This window comes from Limnochorda sp. L945t, assembly GCF_035593305.1.
GTDB lineage: Bacteria > Bacillota > Limnochordia > Limnochordales > Geochordaceae > Carboxydichorda > Carboxydichorda subterranea.
This window is the reverse complement of record NZ_CP141615.1, coordinates 2850277-2877041: the sequence shown is the minus strand read 5'-3', so window position 1 is coordinate 2877041 and position 26765 is coordinate 2850277. Positions and strand designations below refer to the sequence as shown.

At 69.8% G+C, this 26765-nt stretch carries 24 protein-coding genes; 16 read left to right on the top strand and 8 right to left on the bottom strand.

Going from position 1 to position 26765, the window contains the following annotated elements:
- Positions 1 to 26 precede the first annotated feature (26 nt).
- The 5 genes from U7230_RS13270 to U7230_RS13250 all read left to right on the top strand — a co-directional run bounded on the left by U7230_RS13270 (position 27) and on the right by U7230_RS13250 (position 5069).
- Complete coding sequence (locus tag U7230_RS13270) at positions 27 to 1655, top strand: ABC transporter substrate-binding protein (protein ID WP_324716313.1); 1629 nt, start codon at positions 27 to 29, stop codon at positions 1653 to 1655.
- Between the two features lie 55 nt (positions 1656 to 1710).
- Positions 1711 to 2655 carry an ABC transporter permease gene (locus U7230_RS13265; RefSeq protein ID WP_324716312.1) on the top strand — a complete coding sequence of 315 codons (945 nt, stop codon included), beginning with the start codon at positions 1711 to 1713 and terminating at the stop codon, positions 2653 to 2655.
- An 11-nt stretch (positions 2656 to 2666) separates the two neighbouring features.
- A complete protein-coding gene (locus tag U7230_RS13260; protein ID WP_324716311.1) occupies positions 2667 to 3554 on the top strand; it encodes an ABC transporter permease in 888 nt (295 codons plus the stop codon).
- Positions 3555 to 3695: 141 nt separating this feature from the next.
- Complete coding sequence (locus U7230_RS13255) at positions 3696 to 4373, top strand: cell wall hydrolase (protein WP_324716310.1); 678 nt, start codon at positions 3696 to 3698, stop codon at positions 4371 to 4373.
- 36 nt (positions 4374 to 4409) lie between these two features.
- Positions 4410 to 5069: an MntP/YtaF family protein gene (locus tag U7230_RS13250; RefSeq protein ID WP_324716309.1), complete on the top strand. Its 660-nt coding sequence runs from the start codon at positions 4410 to 4412 to the stop codon at positions 5067 to 5069.
- A 34-nt stretch (positions 5070 to 5103) separates the two neighbouring features.
- Here the strand turns inward: U7230_RS13250 and U7230_RS13245 are convergent, their stop codons facing one another.
- The 5 genes from U7230_RS13245 to U7230_RS13225 form a co-directional block, all read right to left on the bottom strand.
- The gene (locus U7230_RS13245; RefSeq protein WP_324716308.1) at positions 5104 to 8268 is read right to left on the bottom strand and encodes a molybdopterin-dependent oxidoreductase; all 3165 of its coding nucleotides are present in this window, start codon (positions 8266 to 8268) and stop codon (positions 5104 to 5106) included.
- Positions 8265 to 9482: an NrfD/PsrC family molybdoenzyme membrane anchor subunit gene (nrfD, locus tag U7230_RS13240; protein ID WP_324716307.1), complete on the bottom strand. Its 1218-nt coding sequence runs from the start codon at positions 9480 to 9482 to the stop codon at positions 8265 to 8267. The genes U7230_RS13245 and nrfD overlap by 4 nt, the downstream gene beginning before the upstream one ends.
- Positions 9483 to 9524: 42 nt before the next feature.
- The gene (locus tag U7230_RS13235; protein ID WP_324716306.1) at positions 9525 to 10211 is read right to left on the bottom strand and encodes a 4Fe-4S dicluster domain-containing protein; all 687 of its coding nucleotides are present in this window, start codon (positions 10209 to 10211) and stop codon (positions 9525 to 9527) included.
- A gap of 123 nt (positions 10212 to 10334) precedes the next feature.
- Positions 10335 to 11177: a M56 family metallopeptidase gene (locus U7230_RS13230; RefSeq protein WP_324716305.1), complete on the bottom strand. Its 843-nt coding sequence runs from the start codon at positions 11175 to 11177 to the stop codon at positions 10335 to 10337.
- A gap of 19 nt (positions 11178 to 11196) precedes the next feature.
- A complete protein-coding gene (locus U7230_RS13225; protein ID WP_324716304.1) occupies positions 11197 to 11682 on the bottom strand; it encodes a BlaI/MecI/CopY family transcriptional regulator in 486 nt (161 codons plus the stop codon).
- Positions 11683 to 11924: 242 nt separating this feature from the next.
- Here U7230_RS13225 and hutU point away from each other — a divergent pair, with 242 nt between their 5' ends.
- From hutU to U7230_RS13205, 4 genes are all read left to right on the top strand, one after another.
- Complete coding sequence (gene hutU / locus U7230_RS13220) at positions 11925 to 13589, top strand: urocanate hydratase (RefSeq protein ID WP_324716303.1); 1665 nt, start codon at positions 11925 to 11927, stop codon at positions 13587 to 13589.
- A 72-nt stretch (positions 13590 to 13661) separates the two neighbouring features.
- On the top strand, positions 13662 to 14012 hold the full coding sequence (locus tag U7230_RS13215) for a hypothetical protein (protein WP_324716302.1): 351 nt from the start codon (positions 13662 to 13664) through the stop codon (positions 14010 to 14012).
- A gap of 60 nt (positions 14013 to 14072) precedes the next feature.
- A complete protein-coding gene (locus tag U7230_RS13210; protein WP_324716301.1) occupies positions 14073 to 16334 on the top strand; it encodes a S9 family peptidase in 2262 nt (753 codons plus the stop codon).
- Positions 16335 to 16533: 199 nt separating this feature from the next.
- Complete coding sequence (locus tag U7230_RS13205; RefSeq protein ID WP_404980680.1) at positions 16534 to 17040, top strand: superoxide dismutase family protein; 507 nt, start codon at positions 16534 to 16536, stop codon at positions 17038 to 17040.
- 89 nt (positions 17041 to 17129) lie between these two features.
- Here the strand turns inward: U7230_RS13205 and U7230_RS13200 are convergent, their stop codons facing one another.
- From U7230_RS13200 to U7230_RS13190, 3 genes are read right to left on the bottom strand one after another with little or no spacing between them, the layout of a single operon-like run.
- Entirely contained in the window at positions 17130 to 17696 is a 567-nt protein-coding gene (locus U7230_RS13200) for a copper chaperone PCu(A)C (protein ID WP_324716299.1), read from the bottom strand.
- 21 nt (positions 17697 to 17717) lie between these two features.
- Positions 17718 to 18335 carry an SCO family protein gene (locus U7230_RS13195; protein WP_324716298.1) on the bottom strand — a complete coding sequence of 206 codons (618 nt, stop codon included), beginning with the start codon at positions 18333 to 18335 and terminating at the stop codon, positions 17718 to 17720.
- Positions 18336 to 18364: 29 nt separating this feature from the next.
- Positions 18365 to 18934, bottom strand: a complete 570-nt coding sequence (locus tag U7230_RS13190; RefSeq protein WP_324716297.1) for a DeoR family transcriptional regulator — start codon at positions 18932 to 18934, stop codon at positions 18365 to 18367.
- 232 nt (positions 18935 to 19166) lie between these two features.
- On the opposite strand from U7230_RS13190, the gene U7230_RS13185 reads away from it, so the two are divergent.
- The 7 genes from U7230_RS13185 (at position 19167) to U7230_RS13155 (ending at position 26758) form a co-directional block, all read left to right on the top strand.
- The gene (locus U7230_RS13185) at positions 19167 to 19940 is read left to right on the top strand and encodes a phosphoadenylyl-sulfate reductase (RefSeq protein ID WP_324716296.1); all 774 of its coding nucleotides are present in this window, start codon (positions 19167 to 19169) and stop codon (positions 19938 to 19940) included.
- Positions 19937 to 21166, top strand: coding sequence for a sulfate adenylyltransferase (sat, locus tag U7230_RS13180; RefSeq protein WP_324716295.1), 1230 nt, complete (start codon positions 19937 to 19939; stop codon positions 21164 to 21166). Before U7230_RS13185 ends, sat begins: the two co-directional genes overlap by 4 nt.
- Before the next feature lie 96 nt (positions 21167 to 21262).
- Positions 21263 to 22294: a BMP family lipoprotein gene (locus U7230_RS13175; RefSeq protein WP_324716294.1), complete on the top strand. Its 1032-nt coding sequence runs from the start codon at positions 21263 to 21265 to the stop codon at positions 22292 to 22294.
- A 100-nt stretch (positions 22295 to 22394) separates the two neighbouring features.
- Positions 22395 to 23909, top strand: a complete 1515-nt coding sequence (locus tag U7230_RS13170; RefSeq protein WP_324716293.1) for an ABC transporter ATP-binding protein — start codon at positions 22395 to 22397, stop codon at positions 23907 to 23909.
- A complete protein-coding gene (locus U7230_RS13165; protein ID WP_324716292.1) occupies positions 23906 to 25072 on the top strand; it encodes an ABC transporter permease in 1167 nt (388 codons plus the stop codon). The genes U7230_RS13170 and U7230_RS13165 overlap by 4 nt, the downstream gene beginning before the upstream one ends.
- Positions 25069 to 26340: an ABC transporter permease gene (locus U7230_RS13160; protein ID WP_324716291.1), complete on the top strand. Its 1272-nt coding sequence runs from the start codon at positions 25069 to 25071 to the stop codon at positions 26338 to 26340. Before U7230_RS13165 ends, U7230_RS13160 begins: the two co-directional genes overlap by 4 nt.
- A 112-nt stretch (positions 26341 to 26452) precedes the next feature.
- Positions 26453 to 26758: an alpha/beta-type small acid-soluble spore protein gene (locus tag U7230_RS13155; protein ID WP_324716290.1), complete on the top strand. Its 306-nt coding sequence runs from the start codon at positions 26453 to 26455 to the stop codon at positions 26756 to 26758.
- Positions 26759 to 26765: the final 7 nt, after the last annotated feature.

Below are 26765 nucleotides of genomic sequence, written 5' to 3'. Positions count from 1 at the left end.
CAGCGCAGGAAGGAGCGTGTCCGGCCATGAAAGGTGCGCGCGCCGGGATAGCCGTCCTGGCGGGGCTCGTTCTCGTCGGCAGTTGCGCCCTATTTGCAGGAGGCCCGGTGGGCGGAAGCGACGTGGCGCAAGCCGCCTCTCGGAGTCCCATGACGTTTCGTTACCCGATTGCGGCCGATCCCGAGCACCTCAACCCGTTCCGTTCGACGACCGTCGCGACCCGCCGTATCATCAACAACGTGTACGAAGGGCTGGTCACGTTCGACCCCAAGACGAGCCAGGTCGTGCCGGAGCTTGCCGAGCGCTGGGAGATCTCTCCGGACGGGAAGGTCTATACCTTCCACCTGCGCAAGGGGGTCCGGTTCCAGGCGGCGCCGGGAGTGACGTACAAGGACCGCGAGGTCAAGGCCCGGGACTGGATCTGGTCCTTCAAGATGTTCCTGAGCGGGGATACCGCGGTCTCCGAGCACCCGGAGTACCTGGAGGCGGTCAAGGGAGCCAAGGCGTTCACCGAAGGCAAGGCGAAGGACGTCGAGGGGCTGCGGGCGCTCGACGACTACACGCTGCAGATCACCCTGGAAGCGCCCAACCACCGCTTCCTCTACGACCTGGTCAACGCCTACGTCGTGCCGCAGGAGGCGTACGAGCAGCTCGGCGCGCAGTTTTCCAACCACCCGGTAGGCACCGGGCCGTTCGTCTTCAAGGAGTGGCGCCGGGACGACCACATCACGCTGGTCAAGAACCCCGACTACTGGCAGAAGGGGTATCCGAAGCTCGACGTCCTGACCTTCATCAACGTGCCCGACCCCAACACCCAGGTGTTCCAGTACCGCCAGGGAGAGCTCGACGTCCTGCTCGACGCGCCGCCGGGCCAGCTGGCGGCGGTCAAGAGCGAGTTTGCCGGGGAGTACCACGAGCTGCCGGGCCTCAACGTGCGGTACCTGGGCTTCAAGTGGACGGCGGGGCCCTTCAAGGACAACCGGGCCCTGCGGCTCGCCTTCAATTACGCCATCAACAAGGACGAGCTGTGGAACGTGCTCATGGAGGGCGCCCGCTACCCTGCCGACAAGGGCGTGCTCCCGCCCTCCATGCCGGCTGCGGACGTCGAAGGGTACCCGTTCGATCCGGAGCGGGCCAAGCAGCTCCTGGCCGAGGCGGGGTATCCCGGCGGAAAGGGGCTGCCGGAGATTACCTACTACTACTATGCGTCCAGCGCGACGGAACCCACCCATGCGGCCATCCAGGAGATGCTGCGGCGGGTAGGGATCCGCATCAAGCTCAAGTCCGAGGACAACACCACGTACTGGAGCCACATCGGGGAGGACGAAGTCGCCCTCTTCCTGAGCGGCTGGAGCGCCGACTTCGAGGATCCCAGCGAGGTCTTCAACTTCCTGTTCTACAAGGGCAGGGACGACACCAAGTACGACAACCCCGAGGTGGACAAGCTGATCGACCAGGCGACGGCGACGACCGACCCGGCCAAGCGCAACGCCCTCTATAAGAAGATCCACGAGATGATCCTGGCCGACGTGCCGTGGGTGCCGCTGTCGTACAGCAAGGTGTTTTACTGGGTGAAGCCGTACGTGCACGATTTCTACGTTGCCTCGGCCGGCACGTACCGCACTCCCATGAAGTACGTCTGGCTCGAGCGGTGAGGAGGCCGGGTGCGGGGCCGCCCGTCGAGCGGCCCCCGCACCGTCTACTCGTACGATGCTGCGCTACGTGATCCGGCGCCTGGCCCTCGCCATCCCCACCCTGTGGGGCGTGTTCACCGTCATCTTCGTGCTCTCGTACCTCATGCCGGGCGACCCCGTCCGAGCGGTGATGGGCGAGAGCTACCGGCGCGCCGACCCGGAGACCATTGCGCGGGTATGCCAGCGCCTCGGGCTGGACGACCCCTGGTACGTGCAGTACGTGCGCTTCCTGGGCCGCACGGCGCGCGGAGACCTGGGCGACTCGTACGTCCTGGAGCAGCCGGTGCGCGACGTCATCGGCTACCGCTTCCCAAGGACGCTGCAGCTGATGGCGGGAGGGATGCTGGTGGCCGTCGCCGTGGGGCTGCCGGCCGGGATCGTGGCCGCCGAGCGCCAGTACACGTGGATCGACCACACGCTCATGCTCCTGGCGCTGATCGGCGTCGCCATGCCGGTCTTCTGGCAGGCGATCCTGGCCAAGATGTTCTTGACCCAGGATCGGTACGGGGTGGCCCTCTTCCCGGTAGCGGGCTACGGGGGTGGCGAGCTCATCTACATGGTCCTGCCCTCCCTGGTGCTGGGGACCCACCTGTCGGCCACCATCGCCCGCATCACCCGATCCTCCATGCTGGAGGTGCGCTCCCAGCCCTACATCGTCACGGCCTCGGCCAAGGGGCTGTCGCGGTGGCGGGTCGTGCTGCGTCACCAGCTCAAGAACGCCCTGGTGCCCGTGGTGACCGTCATCGGGCTCGACGTGGGGTATTTGATGGGCGGCTCCGTGGTGACGGAGACCGTCTTCAACTGGCCCGGCCTCGGACGGGCGGTGGTGGCAGCCATCATGCGGCGGGACACGCCGGTCATCCTCGGGACGCTCTTGTTCGGCTCCCTCATCTTCGTGACGGTCAACCTGCTGATCGACCTCACCTACGCCCTGGTCAATCCGAGGATCCGGTACGAGTGAAGGGGTAGCCTGTGAGCCAGCAAGCCTGGGTGGAGCACGCGACGATCGAGGCGGCGGTGCGCTCGCCACAAGGCCGCTTCGTGGCCGCCTTCGGGCGGCACCGTCTCGGCCTGGCGGGTCTCGCCATCGTGCTCGCGCTCGTGGTGGTGGCCGTGGCTGCGCCGGCCATCGCCCCGTACGACCCCTTCGAGCAAAACATCGTGGAGGCGAGGCTCAAGCCGCCTTCGCCGGAGCATCCGCTCGGCACCGACGAGCTGGGCCGGGACATCCTGAGCCGGATCGTGTACGGAGCCCGGATCTCGCTGCGCATCGGCCTCGTCGCCGAGGGCGTCTCCCTTGCCATCGGCATGGTCGTGGGAGGCCTGGCCGGCTACCTGGGCGGGCGCTTCGACGACGTCATGATGCGCGTGACCGACATCTTCTTCGCCATCCCGTCCCTGTTGTTCCTCATCGCGGTGGTGGCCATCCTCGAGCCGACGCCCACCACCATCGCCGCGGCCCTCGGGGTCATCGGATGGCCGAGCGAGGCGCGCCTGATGCGCAGCCAGGTGCTCGCCCTCAAGGAGCTGGAGTACGTGACGGCTGCGTACGCCGTGGGAGCCTCGCCGGGGCGCGTCTTGCTGCGCCACATCCTGCCCAACGGGATTGCCCCCATGATCGTGGCGGGCACTCTGGGGACGGCCGGCGCGATCCTCAACGAGGCGACCCTCAGCTTCCTGGGGCTCGGCATCCAGCAGCCCATCCCCAGCTGGGGCACCATGGTCAATACGGGACAGAGTTACATCTTCAACGCCTGGTGGTATTCGGTCTTCCCCGGGCTCGCCATCATGGTCACCGTGCTCGGCTTCAACTTCCTGGGGGACGCGCTGCGCGACGCGCTCGATCCGACGAGGCAGTAAGCGGTACCGTTGCCACCGGCTTGCCCTTGGGCCCGGGCTCTTTGCCGCTTACCATGGAGATCCGTGCAGCGTCGTCGCCGTAGCCAGCTCCGGCGCGGCAGGCGGGCGACCGACGGCTTGGGGGAGGGGTGAGCGCGGGCCGTGACCGGTGAAGAGGAAGTGGCACCGTGGTCCCGCTCGCCGCGGATGGCGCAGTCCGCTCCGGGTCGCCCTCCGGGCGACACAGGACGGCTGTTACGGGCTTCGGCATGGATCTTGCTGGTCATCGTCGTGGTGGCCCAGGCGGGCGCCCTGCTCTCCGCGGCGCTCACGGGAGCGTCGAGCGCTCGAACGGAGACGGATGCGTCGCAGGTCACGGCGCGCGATGCCGCCGGGTTGGAGCGTGTCGCGGGCCACGACGTGAAGGCCGGGCCGCTTGTCTCCGAGCGGCGCCGCGCCTGGGACGGCCGGTGGCGCCGCTCCGTCACGCCGTGGGAGCTGGAGCTGATGGCGCGGCTGGTCTACGGCGAGGCTCGGGGGGAGCCTTACGTGGGGAAAGTCGCCGTGGCGGCCGTAGTCCTCAACCGGCTCGACGACCCGCGCTTTCCCCACACGGTCGAGCGGGTCGTCTTCGAGCCGTGGGCCTTCACGGCGGTATACGATGGGCAGGTCAACCTGCGGCCCGACCAGGCATCCTACAGGGCCGTCCTGGACGCGCTCGCCGGGTGGGACCCGACCGGAGGCGCCGTCTATTACTACAACCCGGCCCGCACCTCGAGCCCGTGGATCTGGAATCGCCCGGTGGTACGCCGGATCGGCCGCCACGTGTTCGCCCGCTGAGAGGCCGAGAACCCCTGAGGCTGCCCGCCCCATAGGATGCAGGGACGATCCGGGGGGCCGGGCGACCCGCTCCCCGGCGCGGCCCGGGAAGGGGCGGCTTCGGGAGCGATGGTCACGTGGCTGCAGTTATTGCTCATCGGGATCGCAGCCAACCTCGACAACCTCGGCGTAGGGATGGCGCTGGGAGCGGGAGCCATCCACGTCCCGGCCGGCGCCAATTTGGTGGTGGCGTTGGAGGCTTTCCTCTTCACGGTGTTGTCGGCCTCGGCCGGCCATTTCGTCCGCGGGTTGGTGCGAGCGAGCGTGGCCAGCACCGCGGGCGCGCTCCTGCTCATCGCCATGGGCGTGTACTTCATGGCGGCGGAGCACCGGGCGGCGCCCCGGCAGAGCCCGATCCTGGGGCTGCTGCGCGAGCCCCATCGGGCCGACCTCGACCGGTCGGGCTCGATCGGCCTCGCCGAGGGGCTGCTCCTCGGGACGGCCCTGGGCCTCAACTGCCTGGCCAACGGGTTCGTTGCCGGTCTGTGGCATCTGGGGGCCCTGCCCACCGCCTTCGTAACGGCGCTGTTCAGCTACCTGGCCCTTTGGGGCGGGGACCGCCTGGCGACCCACTATGCGGCACGCTGGCTCGGGATCAGGGGCCCTCTGGTGGCGGGGGCGCTCCTGGTGTTGCTCGGTTTGCGCCAGCTGCTGTGAGGGGAGCGGGGCGTGCCGCGCCCGCTCGCCCTCCCTATGCCCGGCTCACGTCGACCCACACGTCGTACTGCGCGGCCCCGGCCCCCAGCACGTCGGAGACCCCTGCCCCTGGGGCGTCGGGATCCTCCGGGAGCAGGTGGTTGACCGAAAAACCCTCGCCGCGCCCGGCGGCGTACCCCGCCTGGTTACCCGGCCCACCCAGGCGGAACGGCGTATGGCCGTAACGGCGCGCGGGCCTCACCGGGTGCCCGTCGATGGTGTAGCCGGCTGCGCCGTACGCGAAGTGCCCGAAGTTGTAGCACGCTCCCACGGTGCCCGGCCGGATGGCCTGCGTGACCAGCGCGCGTCCCTCGACCTCCAGGAGCGCCGACCGGATGCGCACCCGGTCGCCGTTCCGGATACCCCGCGCCGCGGCGTCCGCCGGATGGATCCACAGCGGGTTGTCGGAAGCGATCTCCCGCAGCCACGCATCCTGGATGTTACGGTGCGTGCCGATGTGGCGTGCCTTCCAGTTGATGAGCCGGAGCGGGCGCCGCAATCCCCGGGTGCCCACCTGCTCCAGCGGCTTGCCTGCGAAGGAGACGGGGGGCTGCCAGCGGGGCAGGCCGTCCATCAGCCGTCCGTCGTACGGATGACGGGCGGCGGCGGTGCCCTCGTCGTAAAAGTGCGCCTCGTCCTCCAACCGGTAGCGCACCCACTCTCCCTCGTATTCCTGGCCAGGGGGCTCGAAGCGCCCGCCCCGGTTGAGCACGGTGACGACCTTGGGCCACTCCTCGGGCCGCACGGCCCGCTTCCAGCGCTCCACGTCGAACGCCGGCCCCAGCGCCATGCGCCGGCTCTTGTCGAACATCTCCATCTCCGCCGGCGAGGCGTCGGGCACCGGGGTGCGGTCGAGGGCGATGTTGGCCACCATCTTCAGGTAGAAGTCTTCCGCCGACTCGAGCGAGCCTCCGTCCGCAAAAGCCCCTTCTCCCACCCCGGGCCACCCCATGCGCCGCCCGATCGCGATCCAGACGTCCTCCACCGCCCGCGGGCCGTCGAAGGCGCGCACCACCGGCTGCATGACGCTGCTGATGCGCTGCAGGGCGTTGGGGTAGATGGTCTCGCGCCCCCAGCGCTCGAGGTACGTGAGGTCCGGGAGGACGAAGTCGGCGAACGACGCGGTCTCGCTCATCTCGACGTCCATCACGACCAAGAGCGGGATCGCCCGGGTATCCTTCAACGTCTCGGCGATCCGGGAGCCCGCCGGCAGGGAGAGCACGGGGGAGAGCCGGTGCACGAACAGCGCCCCGATCCGGTAAGGATAGCCCTCCGCCGCGCTGGCCAGCACTTCTTGCACCGTGTTGCCTCCCAGCGGAAACCAGGGGCGCCGCGCCGGGTAGCCGTCCCTCTGGAAGAGGGGAGTGCGTTCGTACGCCACGCCGTTACGAGCGAGCGGGATACCCCATGGCTTCAACCCGCCCGGCACCGCCAGGAGGTCGTAGCGCCCCTTCAGTTCCTGGAAGTGCGCGCCGGTGGTGATGCTCCCGCCCTTCCAGTCGTGGTTGCCCACGAGATGGTTGAGGGCGTTGATGGCGCGAAGCGCCTCGTACCCGTTGGCGTGCATGGCCGGGCCCCGGTAGGCGATAATGCCCACGCGCTTGCCGTGGGAGGTGAACTCCGCCGCGAGCCGCTCGATGGTCTCGACGTCGACGCCCGAGATGGAGGCGTACTCCTCGAGGGTTCGCTCCAGCACCCGTTCCTTGAACAGGGTGAAGACCGACTTGACGGGAATTCCCCCGACCCGGCCGTCGAACTCCAGCGCCCCTTCCGGAGCCTGACCGGCGGGCGCGACCTTACCGCCCGGCAGCGCCACGACGAAGTCGTCCTTCTCCTTCGAGGTCATGCCCAGGTCGGACAGGCGCAGCTTGGGGCGTTCCGGGCGGTCGAGGCGCACGAGGTGCGTGGCGTCGGTCCACGTGGGCTCACCGTCGGCCCGGGCCGCCTCGCGGTTGGGGTTGGCCAGGTATCGGGCGTCGTAGCGGCCGTGCTCCACGATCCACCGGGCCATCCCGAGCGCCAGGGCGCCATCCGTGCCCGGGGCGATGGGCACCCACCAGTGGGCCTTGTTGGCGGTCTCGCTCAGGCGCGGGTCGATGACCGCCATCTTCATGCCCCTGGCGAGCGCCTCGGTCAGCGCGGGGGCGAGCCAGGTGGGCCCTTTGTTGGCGACCATGGGATTGGTGCCCCAGACGATGGTGAACTCGCAGTGCTGGAGGTCGACGTACAGGCGCTGTTTTTTCTTGCGGGGGTTGAACGACCTCACCGTGCCCAGCACGCCGCTTGCGCCGCAGACCCCGCCGTGGTCGTACGCGTTGAGGCTGCCGACGCTGGCGGGCCAGAAGCGGCCGTGCATGAAATCTCGCCGGTCGCCCCCCAGGTTGACCACCTGGTTGGCGCGCGGGCCGAGCTGAGGCACGTCGGGGTCGATGAGCACGTTGCGGTAGCGCTCTCGGAAGGCTTCCTGGCTCAGCTGGCCGGCCTGGAGGCGGGCGAGGTCGGCTTGCACCTGTTCCTGGGAGACGTAGGCCCATACGTCGCGTAGCCCCGGGGTGCCGAGGACCTTGCTGCCGTTGACGATCTGGTCGAGCGCCTCCTCCCACGAGACGCTCTCCCAGCGCCCGCTTCCCCGGGGACCGGCCCGCCGCAGCGGCCGGGTGAGGCGCAGCCGGTCGTAAACCGTCTGGATGCCGGCCTGCCCTTTGAGGCAGGTGCGTCCTCCCCTGAGCGAACGGCCCGTCCGGCGCAAGGCCTCCGGCCCTGCCCCCGCTGCCGCCTGCTCCGGCCCGGTCTCGTACGGGATGGGCCCGAAGGGCACCGTGTTGAGGGGGCTATAAGGGTTGCCGGCGATCTTCCGCACCCTGCGGCGGCCGTCGGCGCCCTCCTGCAGCCGCACCGCGATGGTGCAGTGGGTGTTGCACTGCTCACAGACAGTGTAGATGACGTCCTGGGCGCCGAAATCGCCAAAGGAGTTGCCGATCCCGTGCGGGGCGTTGCCGGACGGGCCGGGCCGTCCGGCCCCCCGCACCACGGGAATCCGGCGGGCGGCCGAGAGCATGACGCCCCCGGCGGCGGCCGCGGCCAGTCCGAGCGCGCCGGCCCCTACCAGTAGCCGGCGGCGGGTCACCTTCTCCTGGGTGGGTGACATGGGCTCGCTCACCGATCCTCTCGCCCGGCGTCGGCGGCCTCGCCATCATGCAGCGGCAGCCATGTCCCGAAGGCCAGATAGGCGCCGGTAAAGGCGCTGAGGATGCCCAGCGAGGCGCCCCACTCGACGGCCGAGGGCAGGTAGACCCCGGCCGGCAGCCCCTCCATCACCGGCGCCAGCATCTGCGGCAGCACGATGTTGAACCGTACCGCCAGGATGCCGGCGATGACCAGGCCGGCGCCGGCCGCCACCGCCGTGGGTCGATCCGGCCGGCGGAGCAGGATCACGGTGGGCACCACCATGCCGAGCAGCACCTGGACACCCCAAAACAGCCAGGCCAGGTCGCCGGACCACATGAGACGAAGGGCCTCCCCTTCCAGGGGCTCGCCACGGTAGGCAGCCACGACGTACTCGAACAGCTCGAGCCCGCCCTCGACCGCAAGGAAAGCCAGCAGCGCGCGGCTCAGGCTCGAGAGCAGCGATCGGTCGACGTTCCGGCGCCACACCACGGGGCGCAGGGCGTACAGCAGCGTCACCAGCGCCGTGCCGGAGACCAGGGCCGATACGACGAACAGGACCGGATAGAGGCCGGTGTTCCAGAGCGGGCGCGCTTTGAGCACCGCGAACAACAGCCCCGTGCCCCCGTGGACACCGAAGATGGCGATGGGAATCCCGCTGATACCGAGCGCCTTGAGCCACCGGCGGGCGCGCGCCTCGCGGCCGGCCCGGACGGAAAGCCACAGTTCGGCTGCCAGGATGGCGACGTACAGGATGTAAAAGCGCATCTCCCACGCCAGCACGCTCGTCGGGTTCCAGAAGAAGAACGCGGCGAGCGCCCGGTCCATCCGCCCCAGATCCAGCGCGATGAAGCCCAGGGCGGCCCCCATGCTCAAGATCGCGACGACGAGGGCCTCCCGCCCGACGGGCTCGAGATCGTGGCGGCCCAGGACGTATACGGCCGAAGACAGCAAGAACGCGCCCGCGCTCAAGCCCACGAAGAAGATGTAAAGGGCGACCCAGGCGCCCCAGGGCGTGATCGACGTGAGCCAGGTGCTGGACAGCCCCTGCCCGATCCGGACGGCGAGCGCCCAGACCCCCACGGCCAGCCCCGCCGCCAGGGCGAGCAAAAGCACGACCCTCCCGGGGGTGGGTCGGGTCCAGATCTCCGCCTTTGCCGTGGAGCGCGTGCGCCAGGTCAGGGTTCCCGACGAATGCGACACTGCCATGACCCCTCGCTCCTCTCCCGTTGACCGCAGCCGGTCGGCCGGCTACCGCAAGTACCAGACCCTGGGCTCGGTGCCCAGTTCCTCTTTGAGCCGAAACGCCCGGGGGCCGGCGACCAGCTGGGAGACCACGCTGTTGGGGTCGTTGAGGTCACCGAAATACCGGGCGTTGGCCACGCAGGTCTCGACGCAGGCAGGCTCCTCGCCCCGTTCCAGGCGGTGGAAGCAGAAGTGGCACTTGCGCACGTTGCCCACAGGAGAACTCCCACGTTCGCGCCGCCCCCGGGCGATCCCGTACTCCGGCGCCTGGACCTCGTCGAACCCTTCCATCTCGTCCTCGTAGCTCTCTCCGAAGTCGAAGGAACGGGCTCCGTAGGGGCAGGCGGCCATGCAGTAGCGACACCCGATGCAGCGGTCGTAGTCGATCGCCACGATGCCGTTGTCCATCTTGAACGTCGCGCCGACCGGGCAGACCTGGACGCAGGGGGCGTTGTCGCACTGCATGCACGGCCTGGGGATCCGGACGCGGCGCACGTTGGGGAACGCGCCGACCTCCTCTTCGACGAGGACGTTATACGAAACGCCGGGTGGCGTGCGGTTCTCGGCCTTGCACGACACCGTACAGGTGTCGCACCCCACGCACTTGGCCAGGTCGATGACCATGGCCCACTTGGGACCTCGGGGCGCGGCGGCTGCCACCCGGGCGCTCGCCGCGCGTGTAGCATCGCTCAAGGAGATCCCCCCTTCCTTTCTCCCCCTTGACACTACGCCATGTAGTGTCTTGACCCACGAAATCGCTTGTGTCGAAGCTCCGCGGCCTCCCCCCACGATGGCGAAGCCCCGGGCCCGGAGCCCCTACCTGCACCTCCCGAAGAAGCCGGCGAGCAGCAGACCGGCGAAGAGGCTGGCCACAGCCACGGCGCGCAAAGAGAGCCGGATACGGTTGGAGGCCCGTTCCGGATGGACGAGCTGCGTGATGCGCAAGTCCAGCACGCCCATCGCGCCGGCGATGGCGAAGGGCGACGGCTCCTCGCGCCAGGAGCCGAGCTTGTGCAGCGCCTGCGCCAGATGGAGCCGGCCGAGCGCCACCACGGCGGCCGCGTCGGCGGCCAGCTCCCGGGCCGAGTCCCACCAACGATGGAGTTCGCCGGCGGCCGGCAGATAGAAGAGGGCGTCGGCGGCCGCCCCCGCCACCAGCACACGCAACGGGTCGTGGCGGAGCACGTGGTAGCGCTCGTGGGCCAGCACGGCGGCCAGCTCCTCGTCGCTCAGGCGGTCCAGGATCCCCCGCGAAAGGAGGACCCTCGGCCGCAACAGCCCGTGGGTGAAGACGACGGGCGCCGCCTCGTCCACCACGTCAATCCGCTGCTCCATCCCCAGGCTCCTGGCAAGGTGCTGCAGGCGCGCCGGAGCCGGTGTCCGGAGCTCCAGCAGCCCGGCGAGGAGGCGCCGGCTCGCCCGGATACGGCGCGCGAGGGAAACGGCGGCTCCCGCCACCGTGAAGGCCAGCATCAGGAAGAGCGTGAAGAAGAACCATCGGCCGTACGTGCGGGTGCACTTGAGGGCGCCCCAGCACCATCCCATCCGCGGGGTCAGGCCGTGCACGGCGAGGCCCGCCACGATGCCGGCCGTGGCCGCGGCGGCCGCACCCGGCAAGAGCCAGAAGGCGAGACTTGCCAGGAGATCTTGCCGGGCCATCCGGCTCACGCTGCCCTCCTCAGCCGGCGGGCGGCTCGCCGGCCTGCGGAGACGGCTCATCACCCCTGCTCACCCGCTCCCGGTGGATGAATGCCTCGAGCTGCCGCAAGGACTCCGTGTCGAGCTCCCGGATGGACTCCACGAACCCGGCGACGGCTGCGTCCTGGAAGACATCGAAGATACGACGGTTGATGGTGCGGGCCAGGTCCCTGGCGTACGCTTCCCGAGAAAGAGCAGGCCGGAAGAGGTAGTGGCCGCGAGCACCGCTGCGCCGGAGAAGCCCCTTTTCCACGAGCCGGTTCATCACGGTCATGACCGTGTTGAAGGCGAGGGGCCGCTTCCGGCCCGGACGCAGCCGCTCCCACACGTCCCGGATGCTTGCCTCCCCCATCGTCCACAGCGCCTCCATCACCTGAGCCTCGAGCTCGCCCAGGCCCGGCGCTCCCGTTGCGGAGGTGCCCGCCGCTCCGGGGCCGTCGTCCCGTGATCCACGACGCGGTGTCATGGGCTCTCCTCGCCGTTGCCCCCAGCGCACGCCCGGCCGGCGAAAGGGTACGACCGGCGGACGCTACGCCTTGTAGTGCTCATGGCTCACCATACCTGCGCCGGGCCGTCCCGCCAATGGACGGATGTCACCGGCCAGTGGGGGACGGGGGGACGGGACGAATGTCCCTGGAGGAAGCGCCGCGCCTTGCGGGTAATGCACGCGCGGCTCTGATCCAGCGATGGGAGAGGGGCGACGCAGCCATGGCCCAGCAAGCAGCGGCCCGGGTGATTCGAGCTCCCCGGGGCACCCAGCTCCGGTGCAAGGGCTGGCAGCAGGAGGCCGCCCTGCGGATGCTCATGAACAACCTGGACCCGGAGGTCGCCGAGAAGCCGGAAGAGCTCATCGTATACGGCGGAGCGGGGAAAGCCGCGCGCAACTGGGAAGCGTTCGACCGCATCGTGGCCACCTTGCAGGAGCTCGAAGAGGACGAAACCCTGCTCATCCAGTCGGGAAAGCCGGTAGCGGTCTTCCGCACCCACGAGGACGCGCCGCGCGTGCTCATGGCCAACAGCCTGCTGGTCCCCGCCTGGGCGACGTGGGAGAAGTTCTGGGAGCTCGAAGCGCTGGGGCTCACGATGTTCGGGCAGATGACCGCCGGAAGCTGGATCTACATCGGCACCCAGGGCATCCTGCAAGGCACGTTCGAGACGTTCGCGCAGGCGGCCGCGCAGCACTTCGGGGGTACGCTGCGGGGGCGGTGGGTACTCACCGGCGGCTGCGGAGGCATGGGCGGCGCGCAACCCCTGGCCATCACGATGAACGAGGGCGTCGCGCTGGTGGTGGAGGTGGACGCCTCCCGGATCCGGCGCCGGATCGAGACCGGGTATTGCGACCGGATGACGGAGAGCCTGGACGAGGCGCTGCGGTGGGTCGACGAGGCGCTGCAGCGCAGGGAGTCGCTCTCCGTCGGGCTGGTCGCCAACGCCTCCGACGTCTTCGCGGAGCTGGTACGGCGAGGACGGATCCCCGACGTGGTCACCGACCAGACGTCGGCGCACGACCCGCTCAACGGCTACATCCCCTCCGGGCTCGACCTGGAGGCGGCGGCCCGGCTACGGCGCAGCGATCCGAAGGAGTACGTGCGGCGGGCCCGGGAGTCGATCCGGGTGCACGTGCAGGCGATTCTCGACATGCAGGACCGCGGGGCCGTCGCGTTCGACTACGGCAACAACATCCGCCAGCAGGCCAAAGAGGCGGGGCTCGAGCGGGCCTTCGACTACCCCGGGTTCGTGCCCGCCTTCATCCGGCCCCTCTTTTGCGAGGGGAAAGGGCCCTTCCGGTGGGCGGCCCTCTCGGGCGACCCGGAGGACATCTACCGGATCGACCGGGCGGTGCTCGAGACGTTCCCCGACAACGAGCGGCTGGCCCGCTGGATCCGCATGGCGCGGCAGAAGGTGCGCTTCCAGGGATTGCCGGCCCGGATCTGCTGGCTGGGTTATGGAGAGCGGGCAAAGATGGGGCTCATCATCAACGATCTGGTGCGGCGAGGCGAGGTGAAGGCGCCCGTGGTCATCGGGCGGGATCACCTCGACGCCGGCTCGGTGGCCTCGCCCAACCGGGAGACCGAGGGCATGAAGGACGGGAGCGACGCCATCGCCGACTGGCCCATCCTCAACGCGCTGCTCAACGCGGTCTCCGGGGCCACCTGGGTGGCCGTCCACCACGGCGGGGGCGTCGGTATCGGGTACGCGCTGCACGCCGGCATGGTGGTCGTGGCCGACGGGACCGAGGCCGCCGCGCGCAGGCTCGGGCGGGTGCTTACGACGGATCCGGGGCTCGGCGTGGTGCGCCACGCGGACGCCGGGTACGAGAAGGCCATCGAGACGGCGCGGCGCACGGGGATCCGGATGCCGATGCTGACCTGAGGATGCCCCGGGTATCACGCCGCGTGGCATACTGTAGCGTTGCACCACGTGTCCTGCGGGCGGGGGGATGGCATGACCCTTCTGTTGCGGATCCTGTTCTACGTGCAGGCGTTGATGGGCCTCAGCCGGTTCGGTGGGCTGTTGCGGGCAGGGCTCCTGTGGGAGACGCACGTCACGCTCGGGGTGGTGATCGCGCTCCTGGCGCTGGCAGGCTTTCGCCCGAGAGAGAACGTACCCGTGCCGGGCCTGCGAGCGGCCGCGCGCTTTGCCCCCTTGTTGCCCTTGCTGACGGGAGCTGCCATCTTGTCCCAGTCCGTACAGGGGAGGGGCTTTACCCTCTTGCACATGCTGCTCGGCATCCTGGCCCTGGGGCTCGTGGAGATGGCGGCGGCGGGAGAGCGCAAGGCCGGAGCGGGGTCGTGAGACGACGCACCATCCGGCCCGGTGAGCGAGCGAGTCGAAGAGAGGCGGTGGGCGGTAGTCATGGAGACATCGGGCCCTGCGCCGCGCAAGCGGCGCCTCGAGTCGCGGGATCTGCTGCGGATGCGCTTCGTGGGCGACGTGCAGCTGTCGCCAGACGGGCGCAACGTCGCATGGGTCGAGCGCTGGATCGACCCGGAGGCCGACCAGTATCGCTCCCGGATCATGGTGGCCCCGTCCGATGGCTCCGGGCCGGCACGGGCCTTCACCGCGGGGCCGGGCCAGGACAAGGCGCCTCGCTGGTCGCCGGACGGCCGGTGGCTGGCCTTCTTGTCGGACAGGCCCCTGGTGCCGCCCGAGGCGAGCAGGGCCGGAGGCAGCGCAGCGTCTCGGGGGCAGGAGACGGCGCCCTTCCAACTCTTCGTGATGCCGGCCGATGGGGGCGAGGCCCGTCCCCTGACCCGGCTCAAGCACGGGGCGGGCGTGCCCGTCTGGGCGCCCGACGGCCGGCGCATCGCGTTCGTGGCCGTGCTCGACACCGAAAAGGGGCTCGAGCGGCTGGGAGACGAGGACCCCGACGAGAAGGAGCCGTACCGCCGGTTTAACCGGGACGTGCAGGTCATCACCCGGCTGCTGTACAAGGAAGACGGGGTGGGCTTCTTCGGCCGCAAGCGGCGCCACCTATTCCTCGTCTTCCTGGACGAAGTGGCAGGGGAGGAGGTGGGCGGCCGGTCCGCGCAGGCTGACGGTGCGAGCGTGCCCGCAGGCCCGGCCTCCATCCCGGACCCGGTGCAGCTCACGGCAGGAGAGTGGGACGTCCGGGCATGCGACTGGCTGGCCGACGGATCGCGCCTTGCCATCGTCGCCAATCCCGACCCCGATGCAGACTACCAGCGTTGGAGCGACGTCTACCTCCTCCCTGCCCCCCAAGAGCCGGCGCGAGGCGCGCCACCTGAAACCGGCCCGGGCCTGGAGAAGCTGACCCGGTCCGAGCTCCGGGTGACGGACGTCATGGCCTCGCCCGACGGCAGGCATCTCGCCTTCACGGCCTTCGACCTGGAGTACGACCAGTACAGCAACCATCACCTCTACCTGCTCGACCTGGCCCGCGACGAGCGCCCTCCGATCTCCCTCACCGCCGCGGCCGACCTTTGTCTCGGCAACCAGGCCCTGACCGACGTGGCCGGGGACGGCGGCGACGGCGTGGTGTGGGCTGCCGACGGGTCGGGGCTGTTCGCCCAGGTGAGCCGCAGGGGCTCGGTGGACCTGCTCTGGTTCGGGCTGCCCGGCGAAACGACGGCCGGGCCTGCGCCGGCCGCGCCCATCACACCCCTGCTCGAGGGGCGCCAGGTCATCCAGGCAGTGAGCGTTCGCTCCCGCTCGGGGCAGGTGGCCGTGGTCATGACCGACCCGCTGCGACCGGGAGAGGTATGGGCCGGTCGCCTGGACGGGCCTCCGTACAGGAGCCTCGCGGGCTTGCGCCAGCTTTCCCACGCCAACGGGGCGCTCCTCGGGGAGGTGGAGCTGTCGGAGCCGGAGCCCTTCGCGTTCGAGTCCGGCGGGCTGCGCCTCGACGGGTGGGCCATCCGGCCCGTAGGGGCCCGGCCGGGGCGGCGCTACCCGGTCGTCCTCGAGATTCACGGCGGGCCCATGGCCATGTACGCCCACGCCTTCTTCTTCGAGTTCCAGTTGCTCGCCGCCCGGGGGTACGGCGTCATCTACACCAACCCGCGGGGCAGCCAGGGATACGGGCAGGCGTTCTGCGCGGCCATCCGGGGGGACTGGGGCCATCTCGATTACCGCGACGTCATGGCCCTGGTCGACGCCGCGCTGGAGCGGTTCGACTTCATCGACCCCGAGCGGTTGGGCGTGGCGGGCGGCAGCTACGGAGGCTACATGACCAACTGGATCATCGGCCACACCGACCGCTTCAAGGCGGCCGTGACCATGCGCAGTGTGACCAACGAGCACAGTTTCTTCGGCACGAGCGATATCGGCGTCTTCGACCTTTACGACCTGCGCCAGCCCCCGTGGGCCGACGCTCCCCGCTACCTGTCGATGTCGCCCATCCACTACGCCGGCCAGATCCACACGCCGACCCTGATTCTCCACTCAGAGATGGACCTGCGCTGTCCCATCGAACAGGCGGAGCAGCTCTACACGGCGCTCAAGTGGCGCAAGGTTCCGGTGGAGTTCGTGCGCTTCGCCGGGGAAAGCCACGGCCTGAGCCGCGGCGGTAAGCCGTGGCACCGGGTCTTTCGCCTAGACCGGATCGTCGACTGGTTCGATCGCTACCTGGGGAAGGCCGAGGACGAGCAAGGATAGCCTCGTCCTACGAAGCGATCTGCCTACCAACGGGACAGAGCGCGGTGGACGCGCCGTAATCGTCCGTAGTCGGTGATGGCGCCGCCATTGCCCCCATATCGTTTCCCCGGGGGTGGTGCCCCTGGTGGGCAGCAGGCGGGCGAGCGACCCATCCGGCCGGCGAGACCGGATCGTGGTGGCGGCGCTGGTCCTGGCGCTCGTGGCCCTCCTGGCCGCGGCGAGGGTGCTGCGCAACATCGGCAAACCGCCGGAGGCCGTGGCGTACGTGCGCGGGGGCCCGCTGGCGCCTGAGATCTCCGGAACGATCCGTTTCCAGGAGACCCAAGGGGGCGTTCGGGTGACCGTGGAGGTCGAGGGGTTGCCGCCCTACGCCCCGGCGACGCCGGGGAGGGCGCCCATCGGGCCCCACGGGTTCCACATCCACGAGAAGGGTGACTGCACGGTGGGCGACGCGACCGATCCGTTCCTGGCCGCAGGGGGGCATTTCGACGACAGCGGCCAGCCCCACGGCAACCATGCCGGTGACTTCCCGGTGCTCTTCTCCAACGCCGGCCGGGCGTCCATGACTTTCTTCACGTCACGCCTTCGTGTCGCGGCCATCCTCGGGCGCGCGGTCATCATCCACGAAAACCCGGACGACTACCGTACCCAGCCGGCAGGAGCCTCCGGCAAGCGCCTCGCTTGTGGCGTCATCCAGAGGCCCTGAGCGGCCGCTGCGTGGCCGCTCAGGGGACGTTCTCGGCCACCGGCCGCCCCGCGACCCGTGCCCGGGTGAGGGGGGGGCGTGCGGCCGCTTCAGCGCATCTCGACCGGTACGTCGACCGCCAGCTCGGAGCCGTCGTCGAAGACCAGGGTGGCCCGGAAGCGGTCGCCCTCTGCCAGGGTGCGGCGCAGCCCGAGCAGCATGATGTGGTACCCGCCAGGCTTGAGCTGGGCCCGCCCCTTGGCCGGTACCTCGATGCGGGCCACCGGCTGCATCTTCATGACGTTGTCGACGATCCGGGTCTCATGGAGCTCCACCGCGCCGGCCACGTCGGACTTCACCGCCACCAGGTAGCGCGTGGACGCGCTGTCGTTGACCAACGTGAGGAAAATGGCGCCGGTCATCCCCATGGAGGCATCTCCATGGCCTCCCATGGCCTTTGCCGGCCTGGCCCAGACGTCCTCCACCCGGATGCCCTGGGGTGGCGCTTGGGCCGCGCCGGCCGCCTTTGCCGGAGCCGCGGCCCCGGCGAGGCCCGTCGAAAACGCCCACACGAATGCGGCGGCCACCAGCGCGGCGCCGGCCACGAGTGGCGCGCCGGCCGGGCGCCGCAGCTCGCCCCGCCTCCCCAACAACCGGCTCTGCAACCGCTCTGCCATACCGTACCCCGTCCCTTCCCTTTACAGGAGTTGCCGGATGTCGTGGGCCAGGTCTTCCGCTCTCTGCCCGTAGAAGACCATGACCCGCATCATCCCGTTGGGGTCGATGAGATAGACCGAGGCGGTGTGATTCATGAGATACCCGGCGCTGGAGCCCTCGACGTAGACTTTCTCCGCCACCACCCCGTACTGCCTGAGCACGGCCGTCACCTGGGCCGGCTTACCGGTGAGCCCCAGGAAGCTCGGGTCGAAGTTGGACAGGTACTCCCGGATCCTCTCGGGCGAGTCCCGATCCGGATCGACGCTCACGAAGACGAACTGCACCCGGTCGGCCTGGTTGCCCAGCAGCTGGCGAGCCTGGCGGAAGTTGAGGAGCGTGCCGGGGCAGGCGTCCGGGCAGAAGGTGTACCCGAAGTACAGGGCGACCACTTTGCCGCGCAAGGACGAGAACCGAAAAGGCTCCCCCCTCTGGTCGACCAGGGTGAAGTCGGGGGCGGGGTACGGGGGATTGACCGCGGCCCCCCGGAAACCCGGCGCCCTCGGGCGGGTCAGGGACCATCCGACGGCCGACGCGGCGCCCGCGATCACGACGAGGGCTACCAGGATCCAGATCCGCCGGGACGTGCGGAGCCTTTGCATGGTGAGTTTGCCCCCCTTCCTTGTGCCTCTTACGAGACGTTACGGGACGGGCCGGGCAACGCACGAGGGTGGGTGAGCTCGCGCGAGAGGCCGGCCCACCGGACCAGCTTCCCGCCGAACGCGCCCTGAAACCGGGAGGCCTCGTCGGCCCCGGCGAAGGCCAGTACGGACGGAGAGCAGCAGGTATGGACCTCGGAGTCCACCACGTACGTGGCACTCCTGGCCTCCAGGACGCGACCGGTCAGGAAATCGGCCGCCAGGGCGGTGGCAGGGGCCACCATCCGGGCCAGCAGCACTCCGCAATGGGGGCAACATGCCATATGGCGCCTGCCGCTATCGTCGACGACGACGAACGCATCCCGTACGCGAACGGGCACCCCGCAGATCTCACAGCGATCGGGTGCGCCCGCGGGTGGGACGTCTGCCCGGACGGCCCCACCCCGCACGCGGACCAGCACGCCGCGCCGGGCGAGGGCGGCCAGATCCCGCTGGACCGTCATGCGCGAGACGCCCAGCATCCGGCACAGCGCCTGTACTGTGGCGGAGCCGTGCTGGCGTAGGTGCTCGAGGATGCGCCGATGTCGTTCGGGCCCCAGCATGCCTTCTCCCCGGGTCCGTGCGGTGATGTGCTAATACGTCGTATTCGCAACAGAAAGGACCATCTCCTCCCCGGCGGCGCACCGCGCGTTCGCCGCCACCGTATCCGGCCCCGGGATCCGGCCCCGGAATCCGGTGGCAGGACCCGGGTCCGCGCCATAGCAATGGATGGTGCACCCGCACTACCGGCTTCGGGAAGCTCCGGCCCGTTGGCCATGGAGGAGGGCTACTCGCATGTCCGTGTCCGATCCGCAGGAGTCGCCGGAGGCGATGGCGGTCGAGGCGGCCCGGCTCGAGACGCGCTCTGCCCGGGAGATCCTGGAGTGGGCCCTGGGTACCTTTGGCTCGCGCATCTGCTTGGCGTGCAGTTTCGGGGCCGAGGACATGGTCATCCTGCACCTCGCGGCGTCCATCCGGCCGGGCGTCGACGTCTTCTACCTCGACACGGGGTTGCTGTTCGAAGAGACGTACCGGCTCATCGAGGAGGTAAGGACGCTCTATCCCGTCCATCTCATCCGGGTCGAGCCGTCCCTCCCTCTCCACCAGCAGGCGAGGCGCTACGGCGAGGCCCTGTGGGAGCGCGATCCGGACCGCTGCTGCCAGTTGCGGAAGCTCGAGCCGCTCCAGGCCTTCTTGCGCGGCTACTCGGCCTGGGTGACGGGCATCCGCCGCCAGCAGGCGCCCACCCGGCGCAACGCCCGGGTCGTGGAGTGGGACGGCAGATGGGGCCTCGTCAAGGTCAACCCGCTGTGCACGTGGAGCCGCGAGGACGTGTGGAGGTTCATCCGTTCCTTCGGGGTGCCGTACAACCCGTTGCACGACCGGGGCTACCCCAGCATCGGATGCCGGCCCTGCACTTCGCCCGTGGCCGACGGGGAGGAGGAGCGGGCCGGAAGGTGGAGAGGGCGAGCCAAGACCGAGTGCGGCCTCCACGCCACCCAGCTCCCGGAAGACGGCCGGGCGCTTCCGGTCTGGACGGGAGCGCGAGAGGAGGGCCCTGCGTCGTGAGCGACCACAGCGGGCCCGGTTGCCGGGACGCCGGCCCCATCGCCCCTTACGGCGGGCGACTGGTCAACGCCCGGGTGCGTGGGCGGCGAGCCGCCGAGCTCCGCACCCGGAGCTTCGACGCCGTCTGGAGGCTTTCCGAGGAACAGGCCAGTGACCTCCTGCTCGTCGCCGACGGGGCGTACAGCCCGCTCGAAGGCTTCATGGACCGGCAGGCCTACGAACAGGTGGTCTGCCGCATGACCCTGCCCGGCGGGTTGCCGTGGACGATCCCGATCGTATTGCGCATCGACGGAACGCTGGCCGCGCGGCTGCGCCCGGGAGACGCGCTGGCCCTCGTGGAGGGCGATTCACCGGAGGGCGCCGCGGCGGGGCCGGCCCGGCAGCCGGGTGTGCTGGCCGGCGGGCTCACCGTCACCGACGTCTGGAAGGTCGACCTGCGGGAAGAGGCGCGGCGAGTCTACGGCACGGAGGACCCCTCGCACCCGGGAGTGGCCCGCCTGTTCCGGGCACCGGAGTGGTGCGCGGGAGGCCCGGTGGAGGTCCTGGAGTGGTGGCGCCCCAGGGGGCTGCCGGCCTCGTTGACGATGAGACCTGCGAGGACGCGCCAGCTCTTCCTAGCGGCGGGGTGGAGGAGCGTGGCGGCCTTCCAGACGCGCAACCCCGCCCACCGGGCTCACGAACACCTCCAGAAGTGCGCGCTGGAGCAGGTCGACGGGCTCCTGATCCATCCCCTCGTAGGCCCGACCCGGGACGCCGACCTCCCCTCGGGCGTCCGGATGCGGGCCTACGAGATCCTGCTCTGGCACTATTATCCGCCGGAACGGACCGTGCTTTCGGCCTTCCCGGCCCCGATGCGCTACGCCGGGCCGCGGGAGGCGGTTTTCCACGCGATCGTGCGCCGCAACTACGGGTGCACCCACTTCGTGGTCGGTAGGGACCACGCCGGAGCCGACGGCTTCTACGGGCCTTACGAGGCGCAGGCGTTCTTCGACCGGTTCGACCCGGGGGTGCTCGGAATCGTCCCCCTGAAGTTCGGCGGAGCGTTCTTCTGCCGGGCATGCGGAGGTATGGCCAGCGAGCGCACCTGCCCGCACGGGCACGCAGGCCGGGTCGTGTTGAGCGGGACCGAGCTACGGCGGCGGCTGCGGGCCGGGGAGCCGGTGCCGGCCGAATTCGCCCGGCCCCAGGTGACGGCTTTCCTGCAACGCGCGCTGGCGGGCCGCTAGGCTGCCGAGAGGGGTTGACCCGCTCCCCGGCGAACTCCGGGTTTCGGTTCGGGCCTCTGGCACGATACCAGTTCAACGCCGGGAGGGGTGGCGCCGTTGAAACGGTTTCTGCGCGCGTTGGGCCTGGCGGCCCTGGCCCTGACGCTGGCGGTAGGGTCGGCGTCGGCCGCGAAGATCAGGGTCGGGCAGGTCACGGACGTCGGAGGGATCGACGACAAGAGTTTCAATGCCACGGCCTGGAAGGGCGTCCTGGAGGCCATCGACAAGCTGGGGGTCGAGGGCCGGTACCTGGAGTCGCAACAGCAGACCGACTACGCGAAGAACATTCAGGAGTTCGTCTCGCAGAAGTACGACCTCATCGTCACGGTCGGTTTCCTGCTCGGGGACGCCACCAAGGAGTTCGCGCAGCGCTATCCGCAGCAAAAGTTCGCCATCGTGGACTTCAGCTACGAGCCGGCTTTGCCCAACGTCCTCGGGCTGACCTTTGCCACCGATCAGGCGGCCTTCCTCGCAGGCTACCTCGCTGCCGGGATGACCAAGACGGGGAAGGTGGGGACCTTCGGAGGGATCGCCATCCCGCCGGTCACCATCTTCATGCGGGGTTTCGAGGCCGGGGTCACGTACTACAACCAGGTGAAGGGGAAGAACGTGCGGGTGCTGGGCTGGACCAGCGCCACCGGCAAGGGCCTGTTCACCGGCAACTTCGAGAGCACCGACGACGGGCGCCGGTTTGCCGAGTCGCTGTTTGACGAGGGCGCCGACATCGTCATGCCCGTGGCCGGGCCCGTCGGGCTCGGGTCGGCGGCGGCCGCCCGGGACCGCAAGCGGATGATCATCGGCGTCGACACCGACTGGTACGTGAGCGCTCCGGAGTACCGCAGCACCTACCTGACCAGCGTCGTGAAGAACATGGACGTGGCCGTCTTCGACGCCATCAAGGCGGTCCAGAGCGGGTCGTTCAAGGGCGGCACCTACGTCGGCACGCTGGCCAACGGCGGGGTGGGCATCGCACCGTTCCACGAGTACGAGGAGAAGGTGCCCGCCTCTTTGAAGCAAGAGCTCGAGCAGGTCAAGGCGAAGCTGGTAAGCGGCGAGATCAGCGTCGACAAGGTACTGGCTTCTCGGTGACGGCTCGTGGGCAGGGGCGGAGCCGGGCTCGTCTCGGTCAACGGGAGGCGTGCCGCCGCCCCTGCCCGTTGCACCTTCTACGGATCGTGAGGCCGGGAGATTGAGCGACGTCGTCCTGCAGCTGCGAGGCATCGTCAAGCGATTCCCGGGCGTCGTGGCCAACGACCACGTCGACCTGGAGCTCCGCCAGGGAGAGATCCTGGCCCTTCTGGGGGAGAACGGGGCGGGCAAGACGACCCTGATGAACGTGCTGTACGGCCTGCTCTCTCCCGACGAGGGGGAGATCCGGGTGGCGGGCCGGCGGGTCCGCTTCGACAGCCCCTCGGACGCCATGCGTGCCGGGATCGGCATGGTCCACCAGCACTTCATGCTGGTCCCCGTCATGACCGTGGCCGAAAACGTGGTCCTCGGGGCGGAGCCGGTGCGGGGGAGGTTTTTCGTCGACGCGCGCGAGGCGGCCCGGCGCGTGGCCGACATCTCGACGCGTTACGGGCTTCAGGTGGAGCCCGGCGCGCTGGTGCGGGACCTGCCGGTGGGCGTGCAGCAGCGGGTCGAGATCATCAAACTCCTGTACCGGAGCGCCCGGGTGCTGATCCTGGACGAGCCGACGGCCGTGCTCACCCCGCAGGAAGTGGACGAGCTGTTCGCCATCCTCGAGGGGCTGGCGCGCGCCGGGCACTCGGTCATCTTCATCACCCACAAGCTCAAAGAGGCGCTCGCGATCGCCGATCGCATCGTGGTGCTCCGCCAGGGGCGGGTCGTGGGGGCCACGACCCCGGATCGGAGCGACGAGGCGCAGCTCGCCGCCATGATGGTGGGGCGCGCCGTCAGCCTCGAGCTGGACAAACCGCCGGCCCGCCCGGGCGCTGAGGTGCTGGCGGTGCGCAACCTGTGGGTGGTCGACGACCGGCACGTCGCCACGGTGCGGGGCGTGAGCTTCGAGGTGCGGGCAGGCGAGATCCTGGGGATCGCTGGCGTGCAGGGCAACGGGCAGACCGAGCTGATGGAGGCCCTGGCCCGGTTGCGGCCGGTGGCGGCGGGGGAGATCCGCGTGCTGGGCCGCTCCACAGCGGGTTTGAGCGTGCGGGACCTCTGGGAGATGGGGGTCGCGTACGTCCCCGAGGACCGCCAGCGGGACGGGCTCATCTTGCCTTTTCCCATTTACGAGAATCTGGCCCTCAACAACTACCATCGCCCTCCGGCGTCGAGCCGCGGGATGCTGCACATGGACGTCCTGCGCCGGCGTGCCGAGGAGCTGGTGCGGACCTTCGACATCCGCACCCCGTCGGTGGACATGCCGGTGAGCGCGCTGTCGGGGGGTAACCAGCAAAAGGTCATCATGGCACGGGAGTTTTCCAGGCCCATCCGGTTGCTGCTCGCCTCCCAGCCGACCCGGGGCCTCGACGTGGCCTCGGTCGAGTACATCCACCGCCGCATCCTGGACCAGCGGGAGGCCGGCGCCGGCGTGGTGCTGGTCTCTACGGAGCTCGAGGAGATCCTGGGGCTGTCCGACCGGATCGCCGTGATGTACCGGGGCCAGGTGGTGGCGCTCGAGGACCGCGCGCGGATGGACCGGCACCGCTTGGGCCTGCTGATGGCAGGGGCGGCGGCATGAAGGCGCGGGGGCTCCAGGCGGCTCGAGCCGTGGCGGTGCCGGTGCTGGCCGTCGTGACGGGGCTCGTCGTGGGCGCCGTCATCATCGTGGTGACGGACCTGGAGGTGCTGCGCGCCTGGGCGGCCGGCCCCGCCCGTTGGGGGGCGGCGGCCGCCGCCACGTGGCACAGTGTGGCGCGCGCCTACGGGGCGCTGTGGGAGGGTGCGCTCGGCTCCCCGTACGCCGTCTCGGAGAGCCTGATCACGGCGACGCCGTACATCCTGGCGGGCCTGGCGGTGGCGCTCGGGTTCCGGGCGGGGCTGTTCAACATCGGGGTCGAGGGGCAACTCTTCGCGGGAGCGCTGGCCTCGGTCTGGGTGGGCTATGCGGTCCGCGGGATGCCGGCGGCCGTGCACCTGCCGCTCGCCTTGCTGGCCGGCGCCGGCGCCGGGGCGGTGTGGGCCGCCATCCCCGGGTACCTCAAGGCGCGCACCGGCGCCCACGAAGTCGTCAACACGATCATGATGAACTACGTGGCCTTCCGCCTGAGCGACTGGCTGCTCAACGGGCCCATGAAGCGGCCTGGCCCGGGCGGCAGCCCGGGGTTCGTGCCCGTCAGCCCGGAGGTGCTTCCTTCGGCCTACCTGCCCCAGCTGTTCGCACCGCCCATCCGGTTCCACGTGGGGTTCTTCCTGGCGCTGGCGATCGCGGCGGTGGTCTGGTGGCTGCTGTGGCGCACGCCGCTCGGCTTCGAGCTGCGCAGCGTCGGGGTCAACCCTTCGGCGGCCCGCACTGCGGGCATCTCCGTCGAGCGCAGCTACGTGGTGGCCATGACGATCAGCGGGGCGCTGGCAGGCCTGGCAGGGGCCAACCAGGTGCTGGGCGTCGATCACTGGCTGGGGCAGGGCTTCTCCCCGGGCTACGGGTTCGACAGCATTGCCCTGGCGCTGCTGGGCGGGTCGCACCCGGTGGGGGTCATCCTGGCCTCGCTGCTGTTCGGTACGCTCCGGAGCGGAGCGACCCGGATGCAGTCGGTCGCCGGCATTCCCATCGACATCATCACCATCCTGCAGGCGCTGATCATCGCCTTCGTGGCGGCGCCGGCCCTGATCCGGGCCCTTTACCGGCTGCGCACGCGCGCCGAAGCCGGCCCGGTCCTGACCCGGGGGTGGGGGAAAGGGTGAGCACTGCGGTATCGCCGGCCACGGCCGTCTCGCAGGCCATGCTGGGGCGGCGAAGCAGCACGCCTGCCGTCGTGGCGTTCGTCATCGCGGCGGCCATCGTGGCGCTATTCGGCCGGTCGACCCCGGCCGGGGTGGACGCGGTATTCGGGCTCAATCCCGGCGGGTTCACACAGGCCGTCGAGCTTCCGGATCTGGTCATCCCTGCGGCTCCTGCCATATACGTGCTGGCCGCGGTCGCCGCGGCGTTGGCAGGCGGCTACCTGGCCTGGCCGCGGCTTCGCGGCGGGGTGGTCGTCGGGCTTTCCGTGAGCGCCTTCGTGGTGGCCTTCCTGGTCTGGGCGGTGCAGGGACAGTCGCTCAACCTGCTCGGGATGCTGGAGAGCACGCTGTTGCGGGCCACCCCGATCGCGCTGGGAGCCCTGAGCGGGGTGCTGTGCGAAAGGGCGGCGGTCATCAACATCGCCATCGAGGGGATGATGTTGAGCGCCGCGATGGTGGCCGTCGTGGTCGGGAGCGTGACGGGCAACCTGTACCTGGCGCTGGTGGCCGCCGTCGCCGTGGGCGGCTTGCTGGGCCTGGTCCACGGCGTGCTCGCCATCAAGTACCGGGTCGATCAGATCGTGAGCGGCACGGTGATCAACATCTTCGCCGTCGGCGCGACGAGCTACGCCTCCGCCCGTTTCCTGGAGAAGTACATGTGGCTCAACAATTCCGGCACGTTACCGGTCTGGGCCGTGCCGGGGCTGGTCAAGATCCCGATCGTCGGGCCGGTGCTGTTCGAGAACAGTCTGATCCCGTACCTCATGCTCGCGCTGGTCATCGGGGTGCACGTGCTGCTCTTCCGCACCCGTTTCGGCCTGCGGATGCGGGCCGTAGGGGAGCACCCCAGGGCGGCCGATACGCTCGGGATCAACGTGTGGCGCACCCGGTACCTGAGCGTCCTGTTGGGAGGCATGGTAGCAGGCATCGGGGGAGCGTACTTCACCATTGGCTCCGTGGGGCGCTTCGACGAGGTCATGACGGCAGGGCGCGGCTTCATTGGGCTTGCCGCCATGATCTTCGGTAACTGGACACCGTTCGGAGCCTTCGCCTCCTCGCTCGTTTTCGGGTTTGCCGACTCGCTGCAAACCAAGCTGCAGATCCTCCAGGTGCCCATCCCCTCCGAGTTCCTGTTGATGGCGCCGTACATCGCGACCATGATCGCCATTTCCGGCGTCGTCGGCCGGGTCGTGCCCCCCGCGGCGGACGGCCAGCCGTACGAGAAGTGACCCGCCGCCTCGCCCGGGCGCTCGGTCTTTTGGCAGGGACGGAAACAACTCTCGCCATAGCGCGCCTCGGCCTTGCCCAAGACTAGGCCCGGGCAAGGGAGGTGACGAGTCGGTGGCTCTCGGGCAGAAGCGAAACCGCCCCCTGGTCCTGGACGCGGCCCGCAACCTCAACCAGTTCAAGTACGAAGTCGCCAACGAGCTGGGCGTCCAGGTACCTCAGAGCGACTACTGGGGCGACATGCCGTCGCGGGTGACGGGCGCCGTCGGTGGTCACATGGTACGCCGCATGATCGCGGCGGCCGAGCAGGCGCTCATCGAGCAGGCCACGTCCGGTGTCAAGGCCGGATTCCAGCAGGCCCTGCAAAACCCGCTCACCGTCCAGAACCCGGCCCAGCCGGCCCAGACCAACAACCGGTAAGTTTGGA

What these genes read in the sequence shown, in the direction of transcription:
- U7230_RS13270 (WP_324716313.1), top strand. Translation starts at nt 27, where the DNA reads ATGAAAGGTGCGCGCGCCGGGATAGCCGTCCTGGCGGGGCTCGTTCTC.
- U7230_RS13265 (WP_324716312.1), top strand. Translation starts at nt 1,711, where the DNA reads ATGCTGCGCTACGTGATCCGGCGCCTGGCCCTCGCCATCCCCACCCTG.
- U7230_RS13250 (WP_324716309.1), top strand. Translation starts at nt 4,410, where the DNA reads ATGCAGGGACGATCCGGGGGGCCGGGCGACCCGCTCCCCGGCGCGGCC.
- nrfD (WP_324716307.1), bottom strand. Translation starts at nt 9,482, where the DNA reads ATGGCAGTGTCGCATTCGTCGGGAACCCTGACCTGGCGCACGCGCTCC.
- U7230_RS13230 (WP_324716305.1), bottom strand. Translation starts at nt 11,177, where the DNA reads ATGGCCCGGCAAGATCTCCTGGCAAGTCTCGCCTTCTGGCTCTTGCCG.
- U7230_RS13225 (WP_324716304.1), bottom strand. Translation starts at nt 11,682, where the DNA reads ATGACACCGCGTCGTGGATCACGGGACGACGGCCCCGGAGCGGCGGGC.
- hutU (WP_324716303.1), top strand. Translation starts at nt 11,925, where the DNA reads ATGGCCCAGCAAGCAGCGGCCCGGGTGATTCGAGCTCCCCGGGGCACC.
- U7230_RS13215 (WP_324716302.1), top strand. Translation starts at nt 13,662, where the DNA reads ATGACCCTTCTGTTGCGGATCCTGTTCTACGTGCAGGCGTTGATGGGC.
- U7230_RS13210 (WP_324716301.1), top strand. Translation starts at nt 14,073, where the DNA reads ATGGAGACATCGGGCCCTGCGCCGCGCAAGCGGCGCCTCGAGTCGCGG.
- U7230_RS13200 (WP_324716299.1), bottom strand. Translation starts at nt 17,696, where the DNA reads ATGGCAGAGCGGTTGCAGAGCCGGTTGTTGGGGAGGCGGGGCGAGCTG.
- U7230_RS13195 (WP_324716298.1), bottom strand. Translation starts at nt 18,335, where the DNA reads ATGCAAAGGCTCCGCACGTCCCGGCGGATCTGGATCCTGGTAGCCCTC.
- U7230_RS13190 (WP_324716297.1), bottom strand. Translation starts at nt 18,934, where the DNA reads ATGCTGGGGCCCGAACGACATCGGCGCATCCTCGAGCACCTACGCCAG.
- U7230_RS13185 (WP_324716296.1), top strand. Translation starts at nt 19,167, where the DNA reads ATGTCCGTGTCCGATCCGCAGGAGTCGCCGGAGGCGATGGCGGTCGAG.
- U7230_RS13165 (WP_324716292.1), top strand. Translation starts at nt 23,906, where the DNA reads ATGAAGGCGCGGGGGCTCCAGGCGGCTCGAGCCGTGGCGGTGCCGGTG.